Origin of the sequence: Ruminococcus sp. AM26-12LB (genome assembly GCF_003480785.1) — a bacterium.
In the GTDB taxonomy this organism is placed as follows: domain Bacteria; phylum Bacillota; class Clostridia; order Lachnospirales; family Lachnospiraceae; genus Blautia_A; species Blautia_A fusiformis.
Genome location: NZ_QUJX01000016.1, coordinates 37,367 through 57,858 on the forward strand (window position 1 = coordinate 37,367; position 20,492 = coordinate 57,858).

The 20,492-nt window shown below is 44.8% G+C and carries 16 protein-coding genes and 1 other annotated feature; of the genes, 2 read left to right on the forward strand and 14 right to left on the reverse strand.

Annotated elements, in window-relative coordinates; translation table 11 throughout:
* Positions 1–318 precede the first annotated feature (318 nt).
* Together DW694_RS12725 and DW694_RS12730 are read left to right on the forward strand one after the other, a co-directional pair.
* Positions 319–858 (forward strand): sigma-70 family RNA polymerase sigma factor, encoded by a 540-nt coding sequence (locus tag DW694_RS12725; RefSeq protein ID WP_092070503.1) that lies wholly within the window; start codon positions 319–321, stop codon positions 856–858.
* Entirely contained in the window at positions 855–1,649 is a 795-nt protein-coding gene (locus DW694_RS12730) for a hypothetical protein (RefSeq protein ID WP_118753133.1), read from the forward strand. Before DW694_RS12725 ends, DW694_RS12730 begins: the two co-directional genes overlap by 4 nt.
* A gap of 273 nt (positions 1,650–1,922) precedes the next feature.
* Here the strand turns inward: DW694_RS12730 and DW694_RS12735 are convergent, their stop codons facing one another.
* The 14 genes from DW694_RS12735 to rnhA all read right to left on the reverse strand — a co-directional run bounded on the left by DW694_RS12735 (position 1,923) and on the right by rnhA (position 20,465).
* On the reverse strand, positions 1,923–2,321 hold the full coding sequence (locus DW694_RS12735) for an IS5 family transposase (RefSeq protein WP_227574064.1): 399 nt from the start codon (positions 2,319–2,321) through the stop codon (positions 1,923–1,925).
* A gap of 212 nt (positions 2,322–2,533) precedes the next feature.
* Positions 2,534–3,532, reverse strand: coding sequence for an adenosine deaminase (gene add, locus DW694_RS12740; RefSeq protein WP_022427226.1), 999 nt, complete (start codon positions 3,530–3,532; stop codon positions 2,534–2,536).
* Between the two features lie 101 nt (positions 3,533–3,633).
* Positions 3,634–5,424 (reverse strand): aminopeptidase P family protein, encoded by a 1,791-nt coding sequence (locus DW694_RS12745; protein WP_022427227.1) that lies wholly within the window; start codon positions 5,422–5,424, stop codon positions 3,634–3,636.
* Between the two features lie 4 nt (positions 5,425–5,428).
* Complete coding sequence (gene thiD, locus DW694_RS12750; protein WP_022427228.1) at positions 5,429–6,232, reverse strand: bifunctional hydroxymethylpyrimidine kinase/phosphomethylpyrimidine kinase; 804 nt, start codon at positions 6,230–6,232, stop codon at positions 5,429–5,431.
* A 2-nt stretch (positions 6,233–6,234) separates the two neighbouring features.
* Positions 6,235–6,909 carry an HAD family phosphatase gene (locus tag DW694_RS12755; protein ID WP_022427229.1) on the reverse strand — a complete coding sequence of 225 codons (675 nt, stop codon included), beginning with the start codon at positions 6,907–6,909 and terminating at the stop codon, positions 6,235–6,237.
* 205 nt (positions 6,910–7,114) lie between these two features.
* Complete coding sequence (locus DW694_RS12760) at positions 7,115–8,527, reverse strand: amidophosphoribosyltransferase (protein WP_022427230.1); 1,413 nt, start codon at positions 8,525–8,527, stop codon at positions 7,115–7,117.
* Between the two features lie 262 nt (positions 8,528–8,789).
* A complete protein-coding gene (locus tag DW694_RS12765; RefSeq protein WP_118608714.1) occupies positions 8,790–11,351 on the reverse strand; it encodes a heavy metal translocating P-type ATPase in 2,562 nt (853 codons plus the stop codon).
* Positions 11,352–11,387: 36 nt separating this feature from the next.
* A complete protein-coding gene (locus DW694_RS12770; protein ID WP_118368760.1) occupies positions 11,388–11,699 on the reverse strand; it encodes a metal-sensing transcriptional repressor in 312 nt (103 codons plus the stop codon).
* A 232-nt stretch (positions 11,700–11,931) separates the two neighbouring features.
* Positions 11,932–13,329: a tRNA (N6-isopentenyl adenosine(37)-C2)-methylthiotransferase MiaB gene (gene miaB, locus DW694_RS12775; protein ID WP_331522966.1), complete on the reverse strand. Its 1,398-nt coding sequence runs from the start codon at positions 13,327–13,329 to the stop codon at positions 11,932–11,934.
* 131 nt (positions 13,330–13,460) lie between these two features.
* Positions 13,461–15,035, reverse strand: a complete 1,575-nt coding sequence (gene cls / locus DW694_RS12780; RefSeq protein ID WP_118608712.1) for a cardiolipin synthase — start codon at positions 15,033–15,035, stop codon at positions 13,461–13,463.
* Between the two features lie 80 nt (positions 15,036–15,115).
* Positions 15,116–15,292, reverse strand: coding sequence for a 30S ribosomal protein S21 (gene rpsU / locus DW694_RS12785; RefSeq protein WP_004222305.1), 177 nt, complete (start codon positions 15,290–15,292; stop codon positions 15,116–15,118).
* Positions 15,293–15,457: 165 nt separating this feature from the next.
* Positions 15,458–18,100: an alanine--tRNA ligase gene (gene alaS, locus DW694_RS12790; protein WP_059085722.1), complete on the reverse strand. Its 2,643-nt coding sequence runs from the start codon at positions 18,098–18,100 to the stop codon at positions 15,458–15,460.
* Between the two features lie 86 nt (positions 18,101–18,186).
* A complete protein-coding gene (tyrS, locus tag DW694_RS12795; RefSeq protein ID WP_118753134.1) occupies positions 18,187–19,413 on the reverse strand; it encodes a tyrosine--tRNA ligase in 1,227 nt (408 codons plus the stop codon).
* Positions 19,414–19,461: 48 nt separating this feature from the next.
* Positions 19,462–19,782: a binding site (T-box leader), on the reverse strand.
* A 194-nt stretch (positions 19,783–19,976) separates the two neighbouring features.
* Complete coding sequence (rnhA, locus tag DW694_RS12800) at positions 19,977–20,465, reverse strand: ribonuclease HI (RefSeq protein ID WP_118753135.1); 489 nt, start codon at positions 20,463–20,465, stop codon at positions 19,977–19,979.
* Positions 20,466–20,492: the final 27 nt, after the last annotated feature.

Sequence of the window (20,492 nt, forward strand, 5' to 3'; positions counted from 1 at the left end):
GAAATAAGGTATTTGCTGTCGGAACAGAAAAAGTTTCAAAATAGATCAAAAAATATTGCTGAAGTCTGCCTATCAGTGTTTTTTCGCTGTATAATGTTTTTGCCGTACAGGGTCACTTTCCTTTGTAATGTTTTATGCCAAATTCATTATACATCAGGAAATCCTGTACGATATTTTTTTATAAAAAAGTTGTAAAGTGGTGTATCAATATCATAATTTTCTAAAATTGAAACTTTTTACGCTTTGACAAGATATATAAGAATGTAAAGGTTAAAAGCTTTTAATTTTTGAAAATATTAAAAAGAAAGTAGGATTGATATGACAGATGAAGAAGAACTTTTGCAGCGTCTCAGGAACAGAGAAAAAAATTCAATAGATGAAGCAATCCGAATTTATACGCCGTATTTGAGTACTGTTTTGTATCATATGGCCGGCAATTCACTGCCGAAAGAGGATATTGAAGAAATTGTGGCAGATGTGTTTGTTGTACTTTGGAAGAATACCGGGAGGATAGATTTGCAGAAAGGTACATTACGGTCATATCTTGCTGCTGTTGCCCGGAATTTTGCTCTGAAACGGATAAACAGAAAGATGGACCATACATCTCTTGAAGATATTGAGCTGTCAGATGGCAAAAATTTCATGGAAGAGAATTTTCACAATAATTATGTATGGGAAACAGTTATGAGCCTTGGCGAACCTGACAGCGAGATTTTTGTAAGGCGGTATAAATTTGATGAAAAAATCAAGGATATTTCAAAAGCAATGGGACTTAATATTTCTACAGTTAAGACCAGACTTTCAAGAGGAAAAAGAAAACTCAGAAAAATGTTATCGGATGCGGAGGAAAAATTATGAGAAGAAAAAATTTGCTTAAAGAATTGGGAATACAAAAACAGGCAGATGCTTCCCTCAATGCTCTTGATATTGATACAGAGAATGTCAGACAGAGAGTTTATGCAAAACTTGACTTCGCAGATACAGAAAGGAAGCAAACGACTATGAGATCAAAAAAGAAAATATTACCTTTGTTGATAGCTGCAACACTTACAATTGGAGTTACTGCTATGGCAGCAACAGGAAAGATTTCAATGTGGACAGGTTCATCTGCATCACGTGCTGATTATACATCTCTTCCAACGTCAGAACAGATTACAAAGGATATTGGGTATAGACCGGTATTGATTGATACCTTTGAGAACGGGTACTGCTTCAAAGAGGGCAATATTATAAAAAACAGTTTTAAGGATGGCAATGCAAATGTAATTGAGAATTTTAAATCTGTGTCCTTTGATTATCAGAAGAATGGAGATGTTGTATCGTTTGAACAGCAGAAATTTAACTCAAAACTTACTCCGTCAGGTGATATTATTGCCACTGTAAATGGAACAAATTTGTATTATGTACATTATATAAATAAAGTGGTATCAAATGATTACGAATTGACAGAACAAGATAAAAAAGACCAGTCCAGTGGAAAAGTTATATTCAGTTACAATGACAGTGCTTCTCAGATTGAAGTCAGTCAGGTTCAAAGCGTTAACTGGAATAAGGATGGCATCCAGTATGATTTGCTGCAAATAGATGGAAAATTATCTGCCGGAGAACTTGCAGATATGGCGAGAGAGGTTATTAATAACAGAAGATAAAGAAAAAAGATGGTGGATTCAGTCCGGTTCACCATCTTTTTGTAACTGTTGTGGAAATACCTGTATCGCAGCTGATGCATAATATGTTATAATTTACAGATAGTGTAGCTGTCCAGAACTTTTATAGTTATAACAAAAGTACAGCCTTTCGATTCATTCAATTAGCTGTACTCTCATTTCCTAGATTGACATGATCCAGCAAAGGGATTGCGTAATTGATATCGTTACGCTGCCCTTCACGGATCATAAAATAAACCGGATAACCGTATGCATCTACAACTGCATGGATTTTTGTGCTGGCTCCACCACGGCTGTGTCCGATTTCGTTTGGAGGCCCCCTTTTTTTGCTCCAGCACTATGCTGATGAGCTTTGACGATAGAAGCGTCCATTGACAGTTCTGTTAATTCGGCTTCTAAGCTCAAAACACGAAAAATATTATCAAGGGTGCCGTCTTCAATCCATTTACGGAAACGGGAATAAACCGTTTGCCAGGAGCCATAACGTTCTGGAAGGTCTCGCCATGGAGCTCCGCTACGAGCAATCCAAACAATTCCATTCAGAATTGTCCGGCTGCATTTTTGTGGGCATCCCTGTTTTCCAGAATTTTCAGGCGGCAGTAATGAAGCTATACGGATCCATTCTTCATCGGTTAATTCGTATCGTCTCAACATAATTTTTCAATTCTATCATAAAAGGATTTTGGGTTCAAGATGGGGTAATGAGAAATTTTCTATCCGGATGTCCTGTTTATTCTTTATGATCATTCCAATACATGCGACAGTGCAGTGCCATTCCCGGAAATAAAAAAACGGCTCATATCTTCATGCTCCAGTTCAAAATTGGTGTCCAGGGCTATCCTTTCGCCTGATAGTTTTCATACAGTTCAGAAAAGAAGCTGTTCTTTCAGTTTCCATTTTCTGTTCCTGGAAGTAAAGGCTGCCTCCACAGAATTCAGAAGCAACAGCCTTTTCTGCTCCTGGGTAAGATCTAACAGAGATTCCATATATCGGAATTCCCGGGAAAGGGTTGTTCTTTCGATCGCCGGATCATCGGTATTTAAGGTTACCTTAAGTCCCATTTCGAGAAATGTTTTCAGCGGATAAGCAGACATTTCTTCCATAGCTTTTGTCTGGCGATTGCTTGTAGGGCACATTTCCAGAAAAACCCCCTTATCCTTTACAAGCTGTATCACTTCCTTATTTCCCGCGATCCTCACACCATGACCGATCCTGACTGCCCCCATATGGACAGCTGTTTTTACATCCTCTGCATTTCCGGCCTCGCCTGCATGGATGGTAAATGGAACCTGATATTCTCTTGCTTTTGCAAAAAGCGCCTCGTAATTTTCTGTTGGAAAGAGTGCCTCGGCTCCTGCAAGATCGATAGCAACCACGCCACCATCTTCAACAAGATATTTTTTTGCCAGCTCCAGAGTTTCCAGATTTTCTTTCTGGTTAAGATCACCGCGCATACAGCATAAGATCAGATTACCGGGGATGGGAGTTCTTTTCAGACCACGTAATGCAGCATGGATCGCTGTTTCCTGAGTCATTTCCTTCTGTGTATGGAGCTGTGGGGCAAAACGAAGTTCTGCGTAGATCACACCGTCTTCCTTCATTTCAGAAAGAATAAGATAAACAGCCTCTTCCAATGCCTCTTCTGTCTGAAGAAGAGAAAGAGGCAGGTCAAAGCATTTCAGAAAATCATTGAGATTTTCGCAGGTATCCGGCACAGAAAGGAGAGAAAGAAGCTCTTCATCTGTGGCAGCCGGAAGCGTGATCTGCTGCAATGCGGCAAGTTTTCTGGCTATCTCTGTTGTAATGCAGCCGTCCAGATGTGCGTGGAGATCGATGTAGTGATCAATTCTATTTTCTGTTTTCATAGGCGCTAAGTACCTCCCTGGTTGGATTTATTCTTATCCCTGAAATGGTTTTGCGTTTCTTATGGTATCTGTCGGAAGGAAATATTAAGGTGAATTCCGGGTTATATTTCCTGTGTGGCTTTTTTTAACCAGGATTGCTCTTCTTCATTCAGATACGGAGAAATCTTTTCGTATACAAGGGCATGATACTGATTGAGCAATTTGCGCTCTCCTGCTTCCATCTGTTCCGGATCGATACCTTCCAGATCAAATGGGACCAGAGTCAGTGGCTCAAATTTCATAAACTGGCCGTAGGATGTTTTTTCGGCTTTTTTGCAAACTACAAGATTTTCGTGACGGATGCCGAATTCATTTTCCGCATAATATCCCGGTTCATCGGAGGTGATCATCCCTTCTTCCAGAACAGGAGCCGGAAGCTCAGCAGGGCTTTTCCAGCGGAAGCTCTGCGGTCCTTCGTGTACATTGAGAAGATAACCTACGCCATGGCCGGTTCCGTGGTTGTAATCCTCTCCCATAGCCCAGAGAGGTCCTCTAGCCAGGGCATCCAGATTCAGGCCGGTACAGCCGTAACGGAATTTTGCTGCTGCCAGGTTCAGGTGTCCACGGAGTACTGCTGTGAAATATTTTTTTTCTTTTTCAGTAACCGGGCCAAGTACAACGGTGCGGGTGATATCAGTAGTGCCCTCCAGATAATGTCCGCCTGTATCCATCAGAACCAGCCCTTTTGGCTCAAGTGGAATATTGGTTTCTTCTGTAGCACTGTAATGGACAATGGCTCCATGTGCACCGTAGGCAATGATGGGATCAAAGCTGTTTCCCTGAAAATTCTCCTGTGCGGAACGGAATTCATAGAGCTTATCAGCAGCGGAAAGCTCGGTGATCTCCTTCATTCCCACATTCTTCTTCAGCCAGTGGATAAACTTCACCATTGCAACGCCATCTTTAATATGGGCTGTCTTTTCATTCCGGACTTCGGTTTCATTTTTGATGGCTTTTGGGAGAAGGGTCAGATTTTCACCGTCCAGGATCGTTACCGTCTTTGGAATACTGCTGACCAGCCGGCTGTTTACATTGCTTCTGGAAAGAAATACCTTTTTCTCTTCGGGAATCGTCTGTACATAGGTGTAAATATCATCATATGGATAAATGGCAATACCGTCTTTGGAAAGTGCTTCCTTAACAGAATCCGAAAAGGCTTTTTCATTGACAAAAAGACGGAGCTCACTGTCATCCAGCACAAGATAGGAAAGAACTACCGGGCAGCAGTGGATATCATTTCCGCGGATATTTAAAAGCCATGCAATGTCATCAAGGGAAGTGAGGATAAAGAGGTCTGCGCCCTTCTCTTTCAGTTTGCTGCGGATCTCACGGATCTTGTCTGCTCTGGATCTTCCGGCCCATTTTTCGGATAATTCCATTACCGGTTCACAGGAAAGTGCCGGACGATCATCCCAGATATTTCCGATGAGATCCTCATTTACAGAAAAATGTACCTGTTTTTTCTGAAGGATTCTTTCTAGCGTCTCTGCTTCTTCTGCGCTTACGGTACGGCCATCGAAGCCGAGACACATTCCCTCTTTCAGATTTTCTTCCAGGAATTTGTGGATCGTTGGTACGTCCGGTTCTCCCATCTTAAACAGAGTAACCGGAGTTCCCTCTAACTGCTGTGCAGCCTGGATAAAATATCTTCCGTCTGTCCAGAGTCCGGCCATGTCCTGCATGATCACGGCAGTTCCGGCAGAACCGGTAAATCCGGTGATGTATTTTCTGCATTTAAAATAATCCCCAACATACTCAGAACCATGAAAATCATCGGTCGGAACCAGATAAGCATCGATTCCCTTTTCCTTCATTTGTTTTCGAAGATCTGTGATCCGTTCTGTAACTGTCATAATCTTATGCCTCCTCTGTATAACTGTTCTTTATCGCAAAGCCATGATCCATAGGGCCGCTTCCCTTTCCCAGATCCAGCATGGCAGCAAGGGCTCCGGAAATATAGTCCTTGGCACGGTTTACAGATTCCACCATGGAAAATCCCTTTGCAAGGTTGGAAGTGATGGCCGAGGAAAGAGTACATCCTGTTCCGTGGGTGTTGGGATTGTCAATTCTTTTTCCCTCAAACCACTGATATGTTCCATTCACATAGAGAAGATCATTGGCATCATTGAGCTTATGTCCGCCCTTGCAGAGAACTGCACAATGATACTGCTCGGAAACCTGTTTTGCAGCTTCGATCATATCATCGGCGCTTTTGATCTTCCGTCCGGTAAGCACCTCGGTTTCCGGGATATTCGGGGTGAGAAGATCTGCAAGAGGAAACAGTTCTTCCTTCAGAACATCCACCGCCTCCTCACTGATCAGTCTTGCACCGCTTGTGGCAACCATAACCGGGTCCACCACGATATTTTTTGCCCGATACTGTCGGAGCTTTCCTGCGATCATATGGATCAGATCACTTTCGGAAACCATTCCGATCTTTACTGCATCCGGAAAGATATCCGTAAAAATACAGTCCAGCTCCTGACCCAGGAACTCTGCGGTTGCATTCTGGATGGCTGTGACACCGGTGGTGTTCTGGGCAGTCAGCGCGGTGATGGCACTCATGGCGTATACTCCGTTTGCCATCATGGTTTTAATATCGGCCTGGATTCCGGCTCCTCCGCTGGAATCGCTGCCTGCGATGGTTAATGCTGTTTTCATCTTTAGTTTCCTCCGTTTTCTGTGAATATATGGTTCTGTAACTCTGTCAGATCCCGACAGTAGATATAGGCATCCTTTTTCATCTGTTCCTGATCCGGTTCTCCCAATGCGTCATAAATACTGGCAGTCAGAAATCCTGCATTTCCGGCAGTCTGCAACGCGTAGAGTGAATCCTCCACAACCAGCGTCCGGGATGGCTCCGTTCCCAGTGCTTCTGCAGCTGTAAGATAGACCCTCGGAGAATGTTTGCTTTCTCCGATCTCACTGGTGGTATAGATTTTATCAAAAAAGGAAAGAAGTCCGTTTCTTTCCAGCGCCCGGCAGATATGTTCCCTGGGGCTTGAGGTTGCCACCGCAGCCGGGATTTTCTGTTCTGCAAGACATTGAAGAAGTTCTCTGGCACCTGATTTTGCCGGGACCTCTTCAAAATAGTATTTACGGATCCGGGATTTCAGATCCATCACGATCTTTTCTTCGGAATACGCAAGAGTAAACCTGTTTTTCAACCAGGCTGCTCCCTGCTCCATACTCATGGGAAAAAGGATTTCGTCCATTTCCGCAACCGGCTGATATCCCAGATCTGTAATATATCGTTTTCCAAGCTCCTTCCAAACAGAGAGCGAATCCAGAAGGACGCCGTCTGCATCAAATATCACGGCTTTTATAGGAAAAATCATGTTTATACTCCTGAAAAATTTTTTTGTGATACTCTGTCATTGGAACATTACGAAATAATTTCCCATGACATAAAAAACTGATATAAAAAACGCGGATATATCACAAAAGATATATCCGCATTTATTATAAGCCGCAGATATCCAAAATGCAACCGGGAGTTAAGGAGGTTCATCTGAAACAGCAGCTCTATTTTCAAAACATTTTTTATTCTTTACCGTTAAAACAATATGTGCATACATTACAAGGATCGATCCCAATGGATTCCAGAAGATCATCCAGTCTGTGATAACGGAGAGTTGTAAAATTCTGCATCTTGCAGATATCCTGTACCATCTGCTCGTATTTCTCTGTATGTGGATCTGCATATTCATCCAGAACTTCCTGCGGACAGTTGGGGCCTTCTCTCTTCTCGATCACCTGACGGGTGATCAGCTCCATCTCAGATTTGGAACGGGAGAAGTTTAAATATTTGCAGCCGTACATGATTGGCGGGCAGGCAGGACGGACATGAACCTCTTTGGCTCCGCTGCGGTACAGAAATTCGGTTGTCTCGCGAAGCTGGGTGCCACGTACGATGGAATCGTCTATGAGAAGAAGTTTTTTATCCTTGATCAGCGCACGTACCGGGATCAGTTTCATTTTGGCAATAAGGTTACGCTGGTTCTGATTGGTCGGCATAAAAGATCTGGGCCAGGTTGGTGTATATTTAATGAATGGTCTTGCGTAAGGAATGCCGGATTCATTGGCGTATCCGATGGCATGGGCAATGCCGGAATCCGGAACACCGGCTACAATGTCCGGGTGCACGGAATCGCCGTCTCTCTTTGCAAGCATGCTTCCACAGCGGTAGCGCATCTCCTCTACATTTACACCTTCATAAGAGGCTGTCGGATATCCGTAGTAAACCCAGAGGAAGGAACAGATCTTCATTTTCTTTCCGGGCTCAACCAGAGTTTTAACTTCGTCGGCTGTTACGAATACGATCTCTCCGGGGCCAAGTTCTTTATAATCTTCGTATCCAAGGTTGATATAGGCATGACTTTCAAAGGAAATACAGTATGACCCTTCTTTGTGGCCAATTTCCACAGGAGTTCTGCCCATCTTGTCACGGGCTGCATAAATTCCGTCTTTTGTCATAAGAAGCAGAGTCATGGAGCCGTCGATCAGTCCCTGTACGTACTGGATACCTTCCACAAAATTGTCCTTTTCACAGATCAGTGCAGCGATCAGTTCGGTCACATTGACTGTTCCGTTGGTCATCTCCTGAAAATGTACCTTGGTCGTATCATACAGCTGCTGCAGAAGTTCATCGTAATTATTGATCTTTCCCACAAAAGTGAGGGCAAAGCTGCCGATCCTGGAACTGAACAGAAGGGGCTGAGGCTCATAATCAGAAATACATCCGATTCCCATATTTCCCTTCATGGAACCCACATCTCCGTCAAATTTTGTACGGAAAGGCGTGTTCTCAATGTTGTGGATGGCACGGTCAAATCCATGTTCTCCGTAAACAGCCATACCTCCGCGGCGTGTTCCCAGATGAGAATGGTAATCCACTCCGTAAAAAAGCTCCAGTACACAGTCATCCTTCGATGCTACTCCAAAAAATCCGCTCATAATGCGCTCCTCTCTACTACTATGATGTTAACGATTTCTGTTATCGTTCCTATATCCATAATCGCTATCAGTATAGCATAAGAGAATTGAAAATAAAAACCAATTTGGCGGATAATCCTGCTTTTTCAGAATAAACTATAAAGATATTAGCCGGATTTATAGAAGTGGAAAATTTTTTCTGTATGAGCCAAAAGAAACAGCTCCGCTTTTACAGAACTGTTTCTTTTGGCCATTTGGCAAATATGTGGTTTAAAAATCCGGTTTATTCCTGGGTGATTCCCTTAAACTCGTAACCGGCTTCCTTGATCACTTCTTCAACCTTTGCTTCGTCAACCTTCTCAGGTACAGAGAATACAGTTGTTCCGTTCTCGTGGGAAGAAACTACATCTTCTGCTCCGAAAGCTGCCTGGATGGCTTTGTTTACGTGGGCCTCACAGTGTCCGCACATCATTCCTTCTACATTGACCGTTACCTTTACCATTGTTTTGTTCTCCTTTTCTTCTTTTATATTTTCATCATGACTGATGTGTAATGTTACCGGATTTTTGATCGTTTTGTCTTTGGCTGCATTGTGGATCTGAAACAGATTCAGACGTAGTGCATTTGTTACAACACAGAAGCTGGAAAGACTCATGGCCGCAGCTCCGAACATCGGATTCAAGGTCCATCCGAAAAGCGGGATCCAGACACCTGCTGCAAGGGGAATGCCGATTATATTGTAGAAAAATGCCCAGAAAAGATTCTCATGGATATTCCGAAGTGTGGCGCGGCTTAAACGTACTGCCGCTGGAACATCGCTTAACTGGCTCTTCATCAGAACGATATCTGCCGCATCAATGGCAATATCTGTTCCTGCACCGATGGCAATTCCGATATCGGCTCTTGTAAGTGCCGGCGCGTCGTTGATACCGTCACCGACCATGGCAACCTTTCCCTGCTCCTTCAGAGCGCGGATCACACTTTCTTTTCCATCCGGAAGAACTCCTGCGATCACATCGTCAACTCCTGCCTGAGCTCCGATGGCTTTTGCGGTACGCTCATTGTCACCGGTAAGCATAACTACACGGATTCCCATGTTCTGAAGCTCTTTTACTGCACGGGGACTGTCTTCCTTGATCACATCCGCAACTGCGATGATTCCCAGAAGTTTACCGTTTCGTGTGAAAAGAAGGGGCGTTTTTCCATGCTCTGCAAGCTGCTCGGCTCTCCTGTTAAGGTCTGCGGAAACCTTTGTCTGGCTGCTGATAAATTTCATGCTTCCGCCTGTCAGTTTGTCACTTCCAAGTATAGCGGAAAGTCCGTTTCCCGGAAGTGCCTGGAATCCGGTTACTTCACCTGTGGCAAGGTTCTCTTCCTCGGCTTTTTTGAGAACGGCTTTTGCCAAAGGATGTTCACTTTTTTTCTCCAGTGCACAGGCCAGAGAGAGAAGCTCTGTTTCTGTAACTCCCTCTGCCGGGAGAATATCTGTTACCTCCGGCTGACCGCTTGTAATGGTTCCGGTTTTATCCAGTGCGACGATCTGGACTTTTCCTGCTTCCTCCAGGGAAACAGCTGTTTTGAAAAGGATTCCGTTTTTGGCACCCATACCGTTGCCGACCATAATGGCAACCGGTGTTGCAAGGCCAAGTGCGCAGGGGCAGCTGATGACCAGAACGGAAATCCCCCTTGCCAGAGCATAACCGAAGGTCTGTCCTGCAAGAAGCCAGATGATCGTTGTGATCACTGCGATTGTGATCACTGCCGGTACAAACACACCGGAAACACGGTCTGCGATCTTTGCGATCGGTGCCTTGGTGGCTGCCGCATCACTGACCATTTTGATGATCTGGGAAAGAGTGGTATCCTCTCCCACTCTGGTCGCTTCGCATTTGATAAATCCGGACTGATTCACAGTTGCCGCAGAAACCATATCTCCAGTTTCTTTATCAACCGGGATACTCTCGCCGGTCAGTGCGGATTCATTGACTGCGGTGGTTCCTTCCAGGATCACTCCGTCCACCGGAATATTCTCTCCCGGGCGGACGACAAAGGTTTCTCCTTTCTGAACCTGCTCAATAGGAACGGTAAGTTCCTGTCCCTTTCGTACCACGACCGCAGTTTTGGGTGCCAGCTTCATAAGGCTTTTAAGCGCATCCGTTGTCTTTCCTTTAGAACGGGCCTCCAGCATTTTTCCTACGGTGATCAGTGTCAGGATCATGGCTGCAGATTCAAAATAAAAATCCATCATATAATTCATAACTGCAGCAGAATCTCCATCTACCTGTGCTCTTGTCATGGCAAACAGTGCATAGACGCTCCACAGGAAGGATGCCATGGAGCCAAGAGCTACCAGAGTATCCATATTTGGGGAACGGCGCCACAGACTCTTAAATCCATTGATGAAAAATTTCTGGTTGATCACCATAATGATACCAGCCAGGAGCAGCTGTATCAGTCCCATGGCTACGTGATTGCCGTCAAACCATTTCGGCAGTGGCCATCCCCACATCATGTGCCCCATGGAGAAATACATCAGCACCAGCAAAAATCCCACGGATGTGATAAGACGTTTCTTTAGGATCGGAGTTTCATGATCTTCCAGCGCTTCTTCTGCCGCAGACATGGAAATCTTCGCTCCGGCAGTTCCGCCCTTTAAGGATGCACCATATCCGGCGGCTTCCACTGCGGCAATGATCTCACCGGATGAAGCGGTTCCTTCAACTCCCATGGAGTTGGTCAGAAGACTGACGGAACAGCTATTCACCCCCGGAACTTTCGATACGGCTTTTTCCACACGGGCAGAGCAGGCGGCGCAGCTCATACCAGTTACATTATATTGTTCCATTTTCTTTCAGTACCTCCTAAAATCCAGTTTGTCCCTTTATTTCATCAGCTTCTGGAGGGTTGCTACCAGCTCATCAATGGTCTCATCCTTACCTTCCCGGATATCCCGGGCAACGCAGGTGCGGATGTGGCTGGCAAGCAGCTCTTTATTAAACGCATTCACTGCAGCATTGACTGCAGCAGACTGGATCAGGATATCATTACAGTAGGCATCATTCTCCATCATTCCTATAATGCCTCTGATCTGGCCTTCAATACGTTTCAGACGGTTGATCAGCTTTTTTTTCTCCTCTTCTGAACGCGCAGTGTGTTTTTCACAGCAGCAGGGACAGACTTTCTTTTCAGACATAAGCTGTCTCTCCTTTCCCATAAATACCCTCATGGGGTATCCTGTTTATATGAAATAATATATACCCTCATGGGGTATTTGTCAATAGAAACAATATTTTTATAATAAAAAAGCCCGCTCATCCGATAATGGCAATGAGCGGGCAATATAAACTTATAATTAGCCGAATCAGGTAAGTCCCCAACGGGGTTGCGAAAAGCAATAAGCAGTGGGTGGGGACTTGTCTATAATTCTACTCTTCCACGATATGTCCGAAATAATAGAATCCCTTGCAGGTATCCAGGCTTACTTTTACATATTTGCCGATGAGATCTTTTTCTCCCGGGAAATGAACCAAGAGATTATGCTGGGTACGGCCAGTAAGAGTGCCTTTCTCCCGGTTTTCGTCTTCTACCAGGATTTCCTGAATGGTTCCCTGGAAACGGGAGGAATTTTCCCGGCCCTTTTCCTGTACTAGGGTAAGAAGACGGCTGAAACGGTCTTTTACCACATCCTCCGGCACCTGATTTTCCATGCCGGCTGCAGGGGTTCCGCTTCGTTTGGAATAAATAAATGTGAAGGCAGTATCGTAATTTGCTTTTTTTACAACATCCAGTGTTTCCTGGAAATCTTCTTCTGTTTCTCCCGGAAATCCGACCATGATATCTGTTGTCAGCGAAATATCCGGGATCGCCTTACGGATCTTATCTACCAGCTCCAGATATTTCTCCTTGTCGTAACGGCGGTTCATTTCCTTTAAGACTCTGCTGCTTCCGGACTGCAGCGGAAGATGCAGATGGTGACAGATCTTCTGGCTCTCTGCCATGGTCTGGATCAGCTCATCGGACAGGTCCTTCGGATGGGAAGTCATAAAACGGATACGCTTCAGCCCTTCGATCTTTTCCACTTCTTTCAGAAGTTCTGCAAAGGTTACCGGTGTTTCCAGAGTTTTTCCGTAGGAGTTTACATTCTGACCAAGAAGCATGATCTCAGTAACGCCATCTGCGACCAGTTCCTCGATCTCGCGAATGATGGCCTGTGGCTCGCGGCTCTTTTCGCGGCCGCGGACATAAGGAACGATGCAGTAGCTGCAGAAGTTATTGCAGCCAAACATTACGCTGACTCCTGTTTTGAATGAGTATTTGCGGGAAGTTGGCATGCCCTCTACGATCTCATCGGATTCCTTCCAGATATCAATGATCTGGTCGTCGGTCTGCAGCGTCCGGTAAAAAAGCTCGGGGAATTTGTGGATATTATGGGTTCCGAATACAAGATTTACATATTTATAATCCTTGCGGATCTTTTCCACTACGTGATGCTCCTGCATCATACATCCGAACAGTACGATCTTCATATCCGGGTGCTCCCGTTTGATGCTCTTTAAATGTCCAAGATGTCCATAGATCTTCTGATTGGCATTTTCCCGGACTGTGCAGGTGTTAAATACAACTGCATCAGCATCCTCGGTATCTACCATTTCATATCCCATTTTTTCCATGATGGCCGCAATAGACTCTGTCTGGATGGAGTTCATCTGGCATCCTTCATTCTGGATGTGGAAGGTGGGACGTTTCGTACTGCTTTTGGCAAGAAGTTCTTTACATTTTTCAATGTACTGAAGCTGGATCTCTGTTTCTTTGTTCTGGCTCAAATCAATTCCTCCAATAACTAAAAATTTCATATGTATCTATAAATTATTTTTCTTTAGACAATATCAGACGGGAGCATTGAACTCCCGTCTGATATATCATACAGAATTTACAGTTGTCTGTCAAAGAGTTTTTATAATAGCGGTGCAAAAACTCTCAGTACGTTCTGAATGGCACGTACCACAATATTTCTCTTCTGGCAGAATGCCAGATCAATGGGATCACAGTACTCCAGAGTTTCTGTAAAATCATCCCGGATGTCCAGGATCACATCATTCTTATACATCCAGACACCATCTTCAAAATGCAGATAAAGGCTTCGGTAATCCAGATTTATGGTTCCTACGACGCCTACTTTGTCATCACAGACAAAAGATTTTGCATGTAAAAATCCCGGCTGGTATTCGTAGATCTTTACACCTGCTTCCAGAAGCTGCTTATAATAAGACTGTGTCAGCAGGAATACCATTTTTTTGTCCGGGATACCTGGTGTCATGATCCGGACATCCACACCGCTTTTTGCAGCGAGGCACAGGGCGGTCATCATCTCATTATCTATGATCAGATATGGTGTGCAGATATAAACATAGTTTTTGGCGCGATTGATAATATTAAGATAAACGTTCTCTCCTACGATCTCATCGTCCAGGGGGGAATCGCAGAATGGTTGGACATAACCGTTTCCCGGAAATTCGTTGGGGTGCCACCTGTGCGGAACATAATTTCCGAAATCAAGAGAAGTATCTGTTTTGGTAACGATTCCCCACATATACAGGAACATAGCTGTCATATTCCAGACGCCTTCTCCTTTCAGCATAACGGCTGTATCCTTCCAGTGGCCAAACCGTTTTCGCTGATTGATATATTCGTCAGCCAGGTTGATGCCGCCGGTAAAACCGGTCCAGCCATCGATCACACAGATCTTACGGTGGTCACGGTTATTCTGGATTATATTAAGAATCGGACGGAACCGGTTGAATACTTCGCATTTGATTCCTCGCCGGCGCATCTCCTGATCATACTTGTATGGCAATGTGGTAAGGCAGCCGAAGCCATCATAGATCAGTCGGACATCCACTCCTTCTTTAGCCTTTTTTTCAAGGATATTAAGGATCGTCTGCCACATTACCCCATCATTTATGATGAAATATTCGATAAAAATAAAATGCTTTGCCTGCTCCAGTTCATGCACCAGAACCGGAAACATATCATCTCCTACCTGAAAATACTCTGCTGTGGTATTCTCGTGAACCGGATATCTTGAATATTGCCAGATGTAATCCGACTGGATCCTCATGGAACGGTCGTCTTCGTTTAAACGTTTTCTTGTGAGCTCTGAGCCTTCCAGGTATTCAGCAGTTTCATCAATAAGATTCTGATAATGCTGCTCCATTACAGTGCCGATCCGTGACTTACCGAAAAGAAGGTACAGGGAAACACCAAATACCGGAAAAATAAGGATCAGCATCGTCCAGGCGAGCTTATAAGATGGATTGATCTTTTTATTTACGATCCACAGAACAACCAGAAAACCTATGGCCTGCATTCCGATCGTCACCCATCTGGAGTATTCCATAAGCCGGAAAAGGGCGATCAGCAACCATGCCAGCTGCACAACAAGAGCCAGAGCTACATAAAAAATTCGATTAAATAATAATTTAAGGAGCGATCGCAATGGTTTGATAATCAGTTTAATAAACAAATTCATATTTCTTTCCTTCGTCAAACGTTCCTGTTTCTATTTAATTAAAAATCCCTGACCATACAGCCAGGGATTTTTGCGCACAATTAATTATATTTACGTTTTCTTGCGGCTTCAGATTTTTTCTTACGACGAACGCTTGGCTTCTCGTAATGCTCTCTCTTACGGATTTCCTGCTGGATTCCCGCCTTAGCACAGCTTCTCTTGAATCTGCGAAGAGCGCTATCTAAAGTCTCGTTCTCTTTTACGATAACGTTTGACATAGACTCACACCTAACCTCCCTCCAGTTGTAGATTGTGCTAAAATACAACTGTCTGGGTATTTTTCTTGCACGAGTGTTATTATATAGCATAACATGTGCTTTCGTCAACATCTTTTTCGATTTTTATGAAAAAAATGTCAAAACTGTAAATCACGCACAACTTTGTTATTTTGTGAGCTGTTTTTCAAGGATTCCTGCTGCTGCGTCCATAGCTTCCTGGGCTTTTTCCGGATTCTTTCCGCCGGCCTGTGCCATGTTCGGACGTCCGCCGCCGCCACCGCCAACGATCGCTGCCACTGCTTTGATCAGGTTTCCTGCATGAGCGCCTGCTTTCTGAGCTGCATCCGTTGCCATTGCAAGAAGATTAACCTTGCCGTCGTTTACTGCTGCAAGAAGGACAACACCTTCGCCAAGCTGCTCTTTCAGTTTATCACCCAGGTCTCTGAGACCGTTCATGTCAACGCCTTCAACTTTGGCTGCAAGGAGTTTTACACCGTTTACTTCAACGACTTTATCCATAACATCGCCAAGTGCACTCTGGGCAGCTTTGCTCTTAAGGGATTCATTCTCGCTCTGAAGAGCCTTTACTTCAGCCTGCAGGTGACTGATCTTTTCTACAACCTCGGCTGTATTGGCCTTTAATGCTTTTGCAGCCTCATGGAGAAGCTCTTCCTGCTTTCTGTAGTATTCGATAACTGCTTTGCCGGTAAGTGCCTCAATACGGCGTACACCAGCTGCGATACCGGATTCGGAAACGATCTTAAAGAGCATGATGGAGCTTGTATTCTTTACATGAGTACCACCACAGAGCTCTTTGGAAAAGTCTCCCATGGATACTACACGTACCTTCTGGTCATATTTCTCACCAAAGAGAGCCATTGCTCCGGATTTCTTGGCTTCTTCCACATCCATGACATCTGTATGAACATCAAGACCTGCCTGGATCTCTTTGTTTACAAGCTCTTCTGTTGCCTGGAGTTCTTCTGCTGTCATAGCCTGAAAATGAGCAAAGTCAAAACGAAGTCTGTCCGGAGTTACCAGAGAACCCTTCTGCTCTACGTGGGAACCAAGAACGGTTTTCAGTGCTTTCTGAAGAAGATGTGTTGCACTGTGGTTTTTCTCGGTATCTTTTCTTGCTTCTTCGTTTACCTTCAGGGATACTGTCTCACCTGAGGAAATCATACCGGATTCCATATGTCCTACGTGGCCGAATTTACCGCCGCGGAGTTTGATGGTGTCCTCAACAACAAATTTACCGTTTGCAGTCTCGATCACACCGGTATCACCTTCCTGTCCACCCATTGTTGCATAGAAAGGAGTCTGTTCAACAAATACGGTACCCTTCTGTCCCTCTGTGAGAGAATCTACGATCTCTGTTTCTGTGGTAAGGACAGTAACCTTGGAATCAAAGGTAAGATGATCGTAGCCGACGAATTCTGTTGTCACGTTTACATCAATATCATCGTATACGGTTGCGTCTGCACCCATATAGTTGGTTACTTCACGGGCAGTACGTGCCTTGACTCTCTGTTCCTCCATTGCTTTCTGGAAGCCTTCCTCGTCAATGCCGTAGCCTTTTTCCTCAAGGATCTCTTTTGTAAGGTCAAGAGGGAATCCGTACGTATCATAAAGCTTGAATGCGTTGTCACCGGAAAGAGTCTTTTCACCTGCTTTTTTCATATCCTCTTCCATGTCGGAAAGGATACGAAGTCCCTGATCGATAGTTTTGTTGAACTGATTCTCCTCATTTGTCAGTACACGGAAGATGAACTCTTTCTTCTCCTCAAGCTCCGGATATCCGGCTTTGGAGCTCTCGATCACCTGTGCACTTAATTTTGCAAGGAAAGTTCCCTCGATGCCAAGAAGACGTCCGTGACGTGCTGCGCGGCGGATCAGACGGCGGAGAACATATCCACGTCCCTCATTGGTTGGCATGATTCCATCGGAGATCATAAATGTTGCGGAACGGATATGGTCCGTGATCAGACGGATGGAAACGTCATCTGCATAGTTTTTCTCATATTCTTTATGTGCGATCTCGCATACAAGATTACGAAGTGCACAAATTGTATCTACATCAAAAATAGAATCAACATCCTGAACAACTACAGCAAGACGCTCAAGTCCCATACCGGTATCGATGTTTTTCTGTTTCAGGGTTGTGTAGTTTCCGTTTCCATCGTTCTCGAACTGTGTGAAAACGTTGTTCCATACTTCCATGTAACGGTCGCAGTCGCAGCCTACCGTACATCCGGGTTTGCCACAGCCGTATTTTTCGCCACGGTCATAGTAGATCTCAGAGCATGGACCGCATGGACCTGCGCCATGCTCCCAGAAGTTATCCTCTTTTCCGAAACGGAAAATACGTTCAGACGGAATCCCTACTTCTTTGTTCCAGATATTGAAGGCTTCATCATCATCCAGGTAAATGGATGGGTAGAGACGGTCTGCATCAAGCCCTACAACCTCAGTAAGAAACTCCCAAGACCAGTGGATGGCTTCTTTCTTGAAGTAATCACCAAAAGAGAAGTTACCAAGCATTTCAAAGAAAGTACCGTGACGTGCGGTTTTACCTACATTTTCGATATCTCCGGTACGGATACATTTCTGGCAGGTTGTCACTCTTGTTCTTGGCGGCTTCTCAGCACCTGTAAAATATGGTTTCAGCGGAGCCATACCTGCATTGATCAGCAGAAGACTCTTATCTCCCTGAGGAACCAGGGAAAAGCTTTTCATTACAAGATGGCCCTTGCTCTCCATAAAGTCAAGGAACATCTTACGAAGTTCGTTCACTCCGTACTTTTTCATGTTGTTATCCTCCTTGTGTCAACCCTACCTGTCAGCATTTCCGGAATGCCGTAGCTTTATCCCGGAAATGTCACAGATATGGGAAATTATTTTACACAGATCTTTTTGAATTTTTTCTTGCCTCGTTTCAGAACGATCCCGTCCCCTGCAAAAGCATCCTTCTCAACCGTATGGTAAATATCGGTGAGCTTCTCACCATCGATGGATACACCACCCTGCTGGATCGCACGGCGACCCTCGGAACGGCTTGGTACCAGCTCTGTTTTTACAAGAAGTGTGATCAGGTCGATTTTTCCTTCCTCGTCAAAATCTTCCTCTGAAATCTCTGTTGTAGGCATATGAGAAGTATCTGCACCTGAGAACAGTGCGCGGGCACCCTCCTGTGCTTTCTTGGCTTCCTCCTCACCGTGTACAAGCTCTGTCAGCTGGTATGCAAGGATCTCCTTGGCTTTGTTCAGCTCGCTGCCTTCCCATTTGGCCATCTCGTCGATCTCCTCAAGAGGAAGGAAAGTAAGAAGACGCATACATTTGATAACGTCAGCATCGTCTACATTTCTCCAGTACTGGTAGAAATCGAACGGGGATGTCTTATTCGGATCAAGCCATACAGCTCCGGACTGTGTTTTTCCCATCTTTTTGCCCTCAGAATTGAGAAGCAGTGTGATGGTCATGGCATAGGCATCCTTGCCAAGCTTACGGCGGATCAGCTCGGTACCGCCAAGCATGTTGCTCCACTGGTCATCGCCACCGAACTGCATGTTGCAGCCGTATTTCTGGTACAGCATGTAGAAGTCGTAGCTCTGCATGATCATGTAGTTAAATTCCAGGAAGCTTAAGCCTCGCTCCATACGCTGTTTGTAGCACTCTGCTGTCAGCATACGGTTTACGGAAAAGTGAGCACCTACCTCACGGAGAAGCTCTACATAGTTAAGGTTCATAAGCCAGTCAGCATTGTTTACCATAAGAGCTTTTCCATCAGAGAAATCGATGAAACGGCTCATCTGCTGCTTGAAGCAGTCAATATTGTGCTGGATGGTTTCTTTTGTCAGCATCTGACGCATATCGGTCCTTCCGGACGGGTCACCGATCATTCCTGTTCCGCCGCCGAGAAGGGCGATCGGACGGTTTCCTGCCATCTGCAGTCTCTTCATCAGGCAAAGAGCCATGAAGTGACCTACATGAAGGCTGTCTGCTGTAGGGTCAAAGCCAATATAGAATGTGGCTTTCCCGTTATTTACCATCTCTTTGATCTCGTCTTCGTCTGTAACCTGTGCGATCAGGCCACGTGCTTTCAGTTCTTCCCAAACTGTCATTGTTCTTTCCTCCTGTATAGTCATATAAAAAATGCCCGGTTCCTGTCCGTTTAGGACGAGAACCGGGTCCCGCGTTACCACCTAAATTTACAGAAAACTCGCATTTCCTGCCTCATAAAGTGAATCTACATCCCGTTATATCCATATATATCAAGATATAAAACCACTTCAGCACAATAACGGGTGCCATTCCGTCGCAGCCTATCTATAATACGCTATTATTATAAAATTTATAATTTACAGTATCAAGTCCCGATTCGGTGCGCAGCTCCGGGATGTATTCACAAAAGTTCTACCCTGCGCCTCTCACCTGCCGGCTGCTCTCTGTGGGGTTTTCCTCAAGCTACTTCTTCCCTTCCAAGCCTTTTACTATACTATATGAAGTATACAAACTGCTTTTTTGTTTGTCAAGAAATTTTAATATTGCTTTGACAACTTAAAGTGGCAGAATGTTACTTTTTACTCTGTTCTCAGTAACACGCTTCGCGATGCACAGAATTTACGCTGATCGCATAAATTCGCGCGGTATGTTTCGGGTTTTCTGTGAGTGATCTGTGGAACTTTTATTTCTGTAAGCCATTTAATCCCTCATCTACGAAAAGGTCATTGCCGTCTGCCGCTGATGTGGCAAGCTGATCACACCGTTCATTTAACGGATTATCTGCATGTCCCTTAACCCAGTGGAAGCTTACCTGATGCTGCTCCTTGGCCTTTAAAAGGCGTTTCCAGAGATCTACGTTCTTCACATCTTCGTTTTTTCCACGTTTCCAGTTTTTCTTCAGCCAGGCATCGATCCAGTGCTGATTAAAAGCATCTACCAGATATTTGGAATCGGAGTACAGATCCACCTGGCAGGGGCGGTTCAGTGCTTCCAGTGCTACGATGGCTGCCATCAGCTCCATCCGGTTGTTTGTGGTTTTTTTGTAGCCTCTGGACAGTTCACGTTCATGTAACTGGCCTTTGGTATCGATGTACTGAAGAACTGCTCCGTAGCCTCCCGGTCCGTCCGGATTTCCCCGGGCTGCACCATCCGTATAGATTTTTACCTGCATATTTGCTTCTCCTTAAATTTTCAATTT

What these genes read in the sequence shown, in the direction of transcription:
- DW694_RS12725 (WP_092070503.1), top strand. Translation starts at nt 319, where the DNA reads ATGACAGATGAAGAAGAACTTTTGCAGCGTCTCAGGAACAGAGAAAAA.
- DW694_RS12730 (WP_118753133.1), top strand. Translation starts at nt 855, where the DNA reads ATGAGAAGAAAAAATTTGCTTAAAGAATTGGGAATACAAAAACAGGCA.
- DW694_RS12735 (WP_227574064.1), bottom strand. Translation starts at nt 2,321, where the DNA reads ATGTTGAGACGATACGAATTAACCGATGAAGAATGGATCCGTATAGCT.
- add (WP_022427226.1), bottom strand. Translation starts at nt 3,532, where the DNA reads ATGAAAACAGAAAATAGAATTGATCACTACATCGATCTCCACGCACAT.
- DW694_RS12745 (WP_022427227.1), bottom strand. Translation starts at nt 5,424, where the DNA reads ATGACAGTTACAGAACGGATCACAGATCTTCGAAAACAAATGAAGGAA.
- thiD (WP_022427228.1), bottom strand. Translation starts at nt 6,232, where the DNA reads ATGAAAACAGCATTAACCATCGCAGGCAGCGATTCCAGCGGAGGAGCC.
- DW694_RS12755 (WP_022427229.1), bottom strand. Translation starts at nt 6,909, where the DNA reads ATGATTTTTCCTATAAAAGCCGTGATATTTGATGCAGACGGCGTCCTT.
- DW694_RS12760 (WP_022427230.1), bottom strand. Translation starts at nt 8,527, where the DNA reads ATGAGCGGATTTTTTGGAGTAGCATCGAAGGATGACTGTGTACTGGAG.
- DW694_RS12765 (WP_118608714.1), bottom strand. Translation starts at nt 11,351, where the DNA reads ATGGAACAATATAATGTAACTGGTATGAGCTGCGCCGCCTGCTCTGCC.
- DW694_RS12770 (WP_118368760.1), bottom strand. Translation starts at nt 11,699, where the DNA reads ATGTCTGAAAAGAAAGTCTGTCCCTGCTGCTGTGAAAAACACACTGCG.
- cls (WP_118608712.1), bottom strand. Translation starts at nt 15,035, where the DNA reads ATGAATTTGTTTATTAAACTGATTATCAAACCATTGCGATCGCTCCTT.
- rpsU (WP_004222305.1), bottom strand. Translation starts at nt 15,292, where the DNA reads ATGTCAAACGTTATCGTAAAAGAGAACGAGACTTTAGATAGCGCTCTT.
- alaS (WP_059085722.1), bottom strand. Translation starts at nt 18,100, where the DNA reads ATGAAAAAGTACGGAGTGAACGAACTTCGTAAGATGTTCCTTGACTTT.
- tyrS (WP_118753134.1), bottom strand. Translation starts at nt 19,413, where the DNA reads ATGACAGTTTGGGAAGAACTGAAAGCACGTGGCCTGATCGCACAGGTT.
- rnhA (WP_118753135.1), bottom strand. Translation starts at nt 20,465, where the DNA reads ATGCAGGTAAAAATCTATACGGATGGTGCAGCCCGGGGAAATCCGGAC.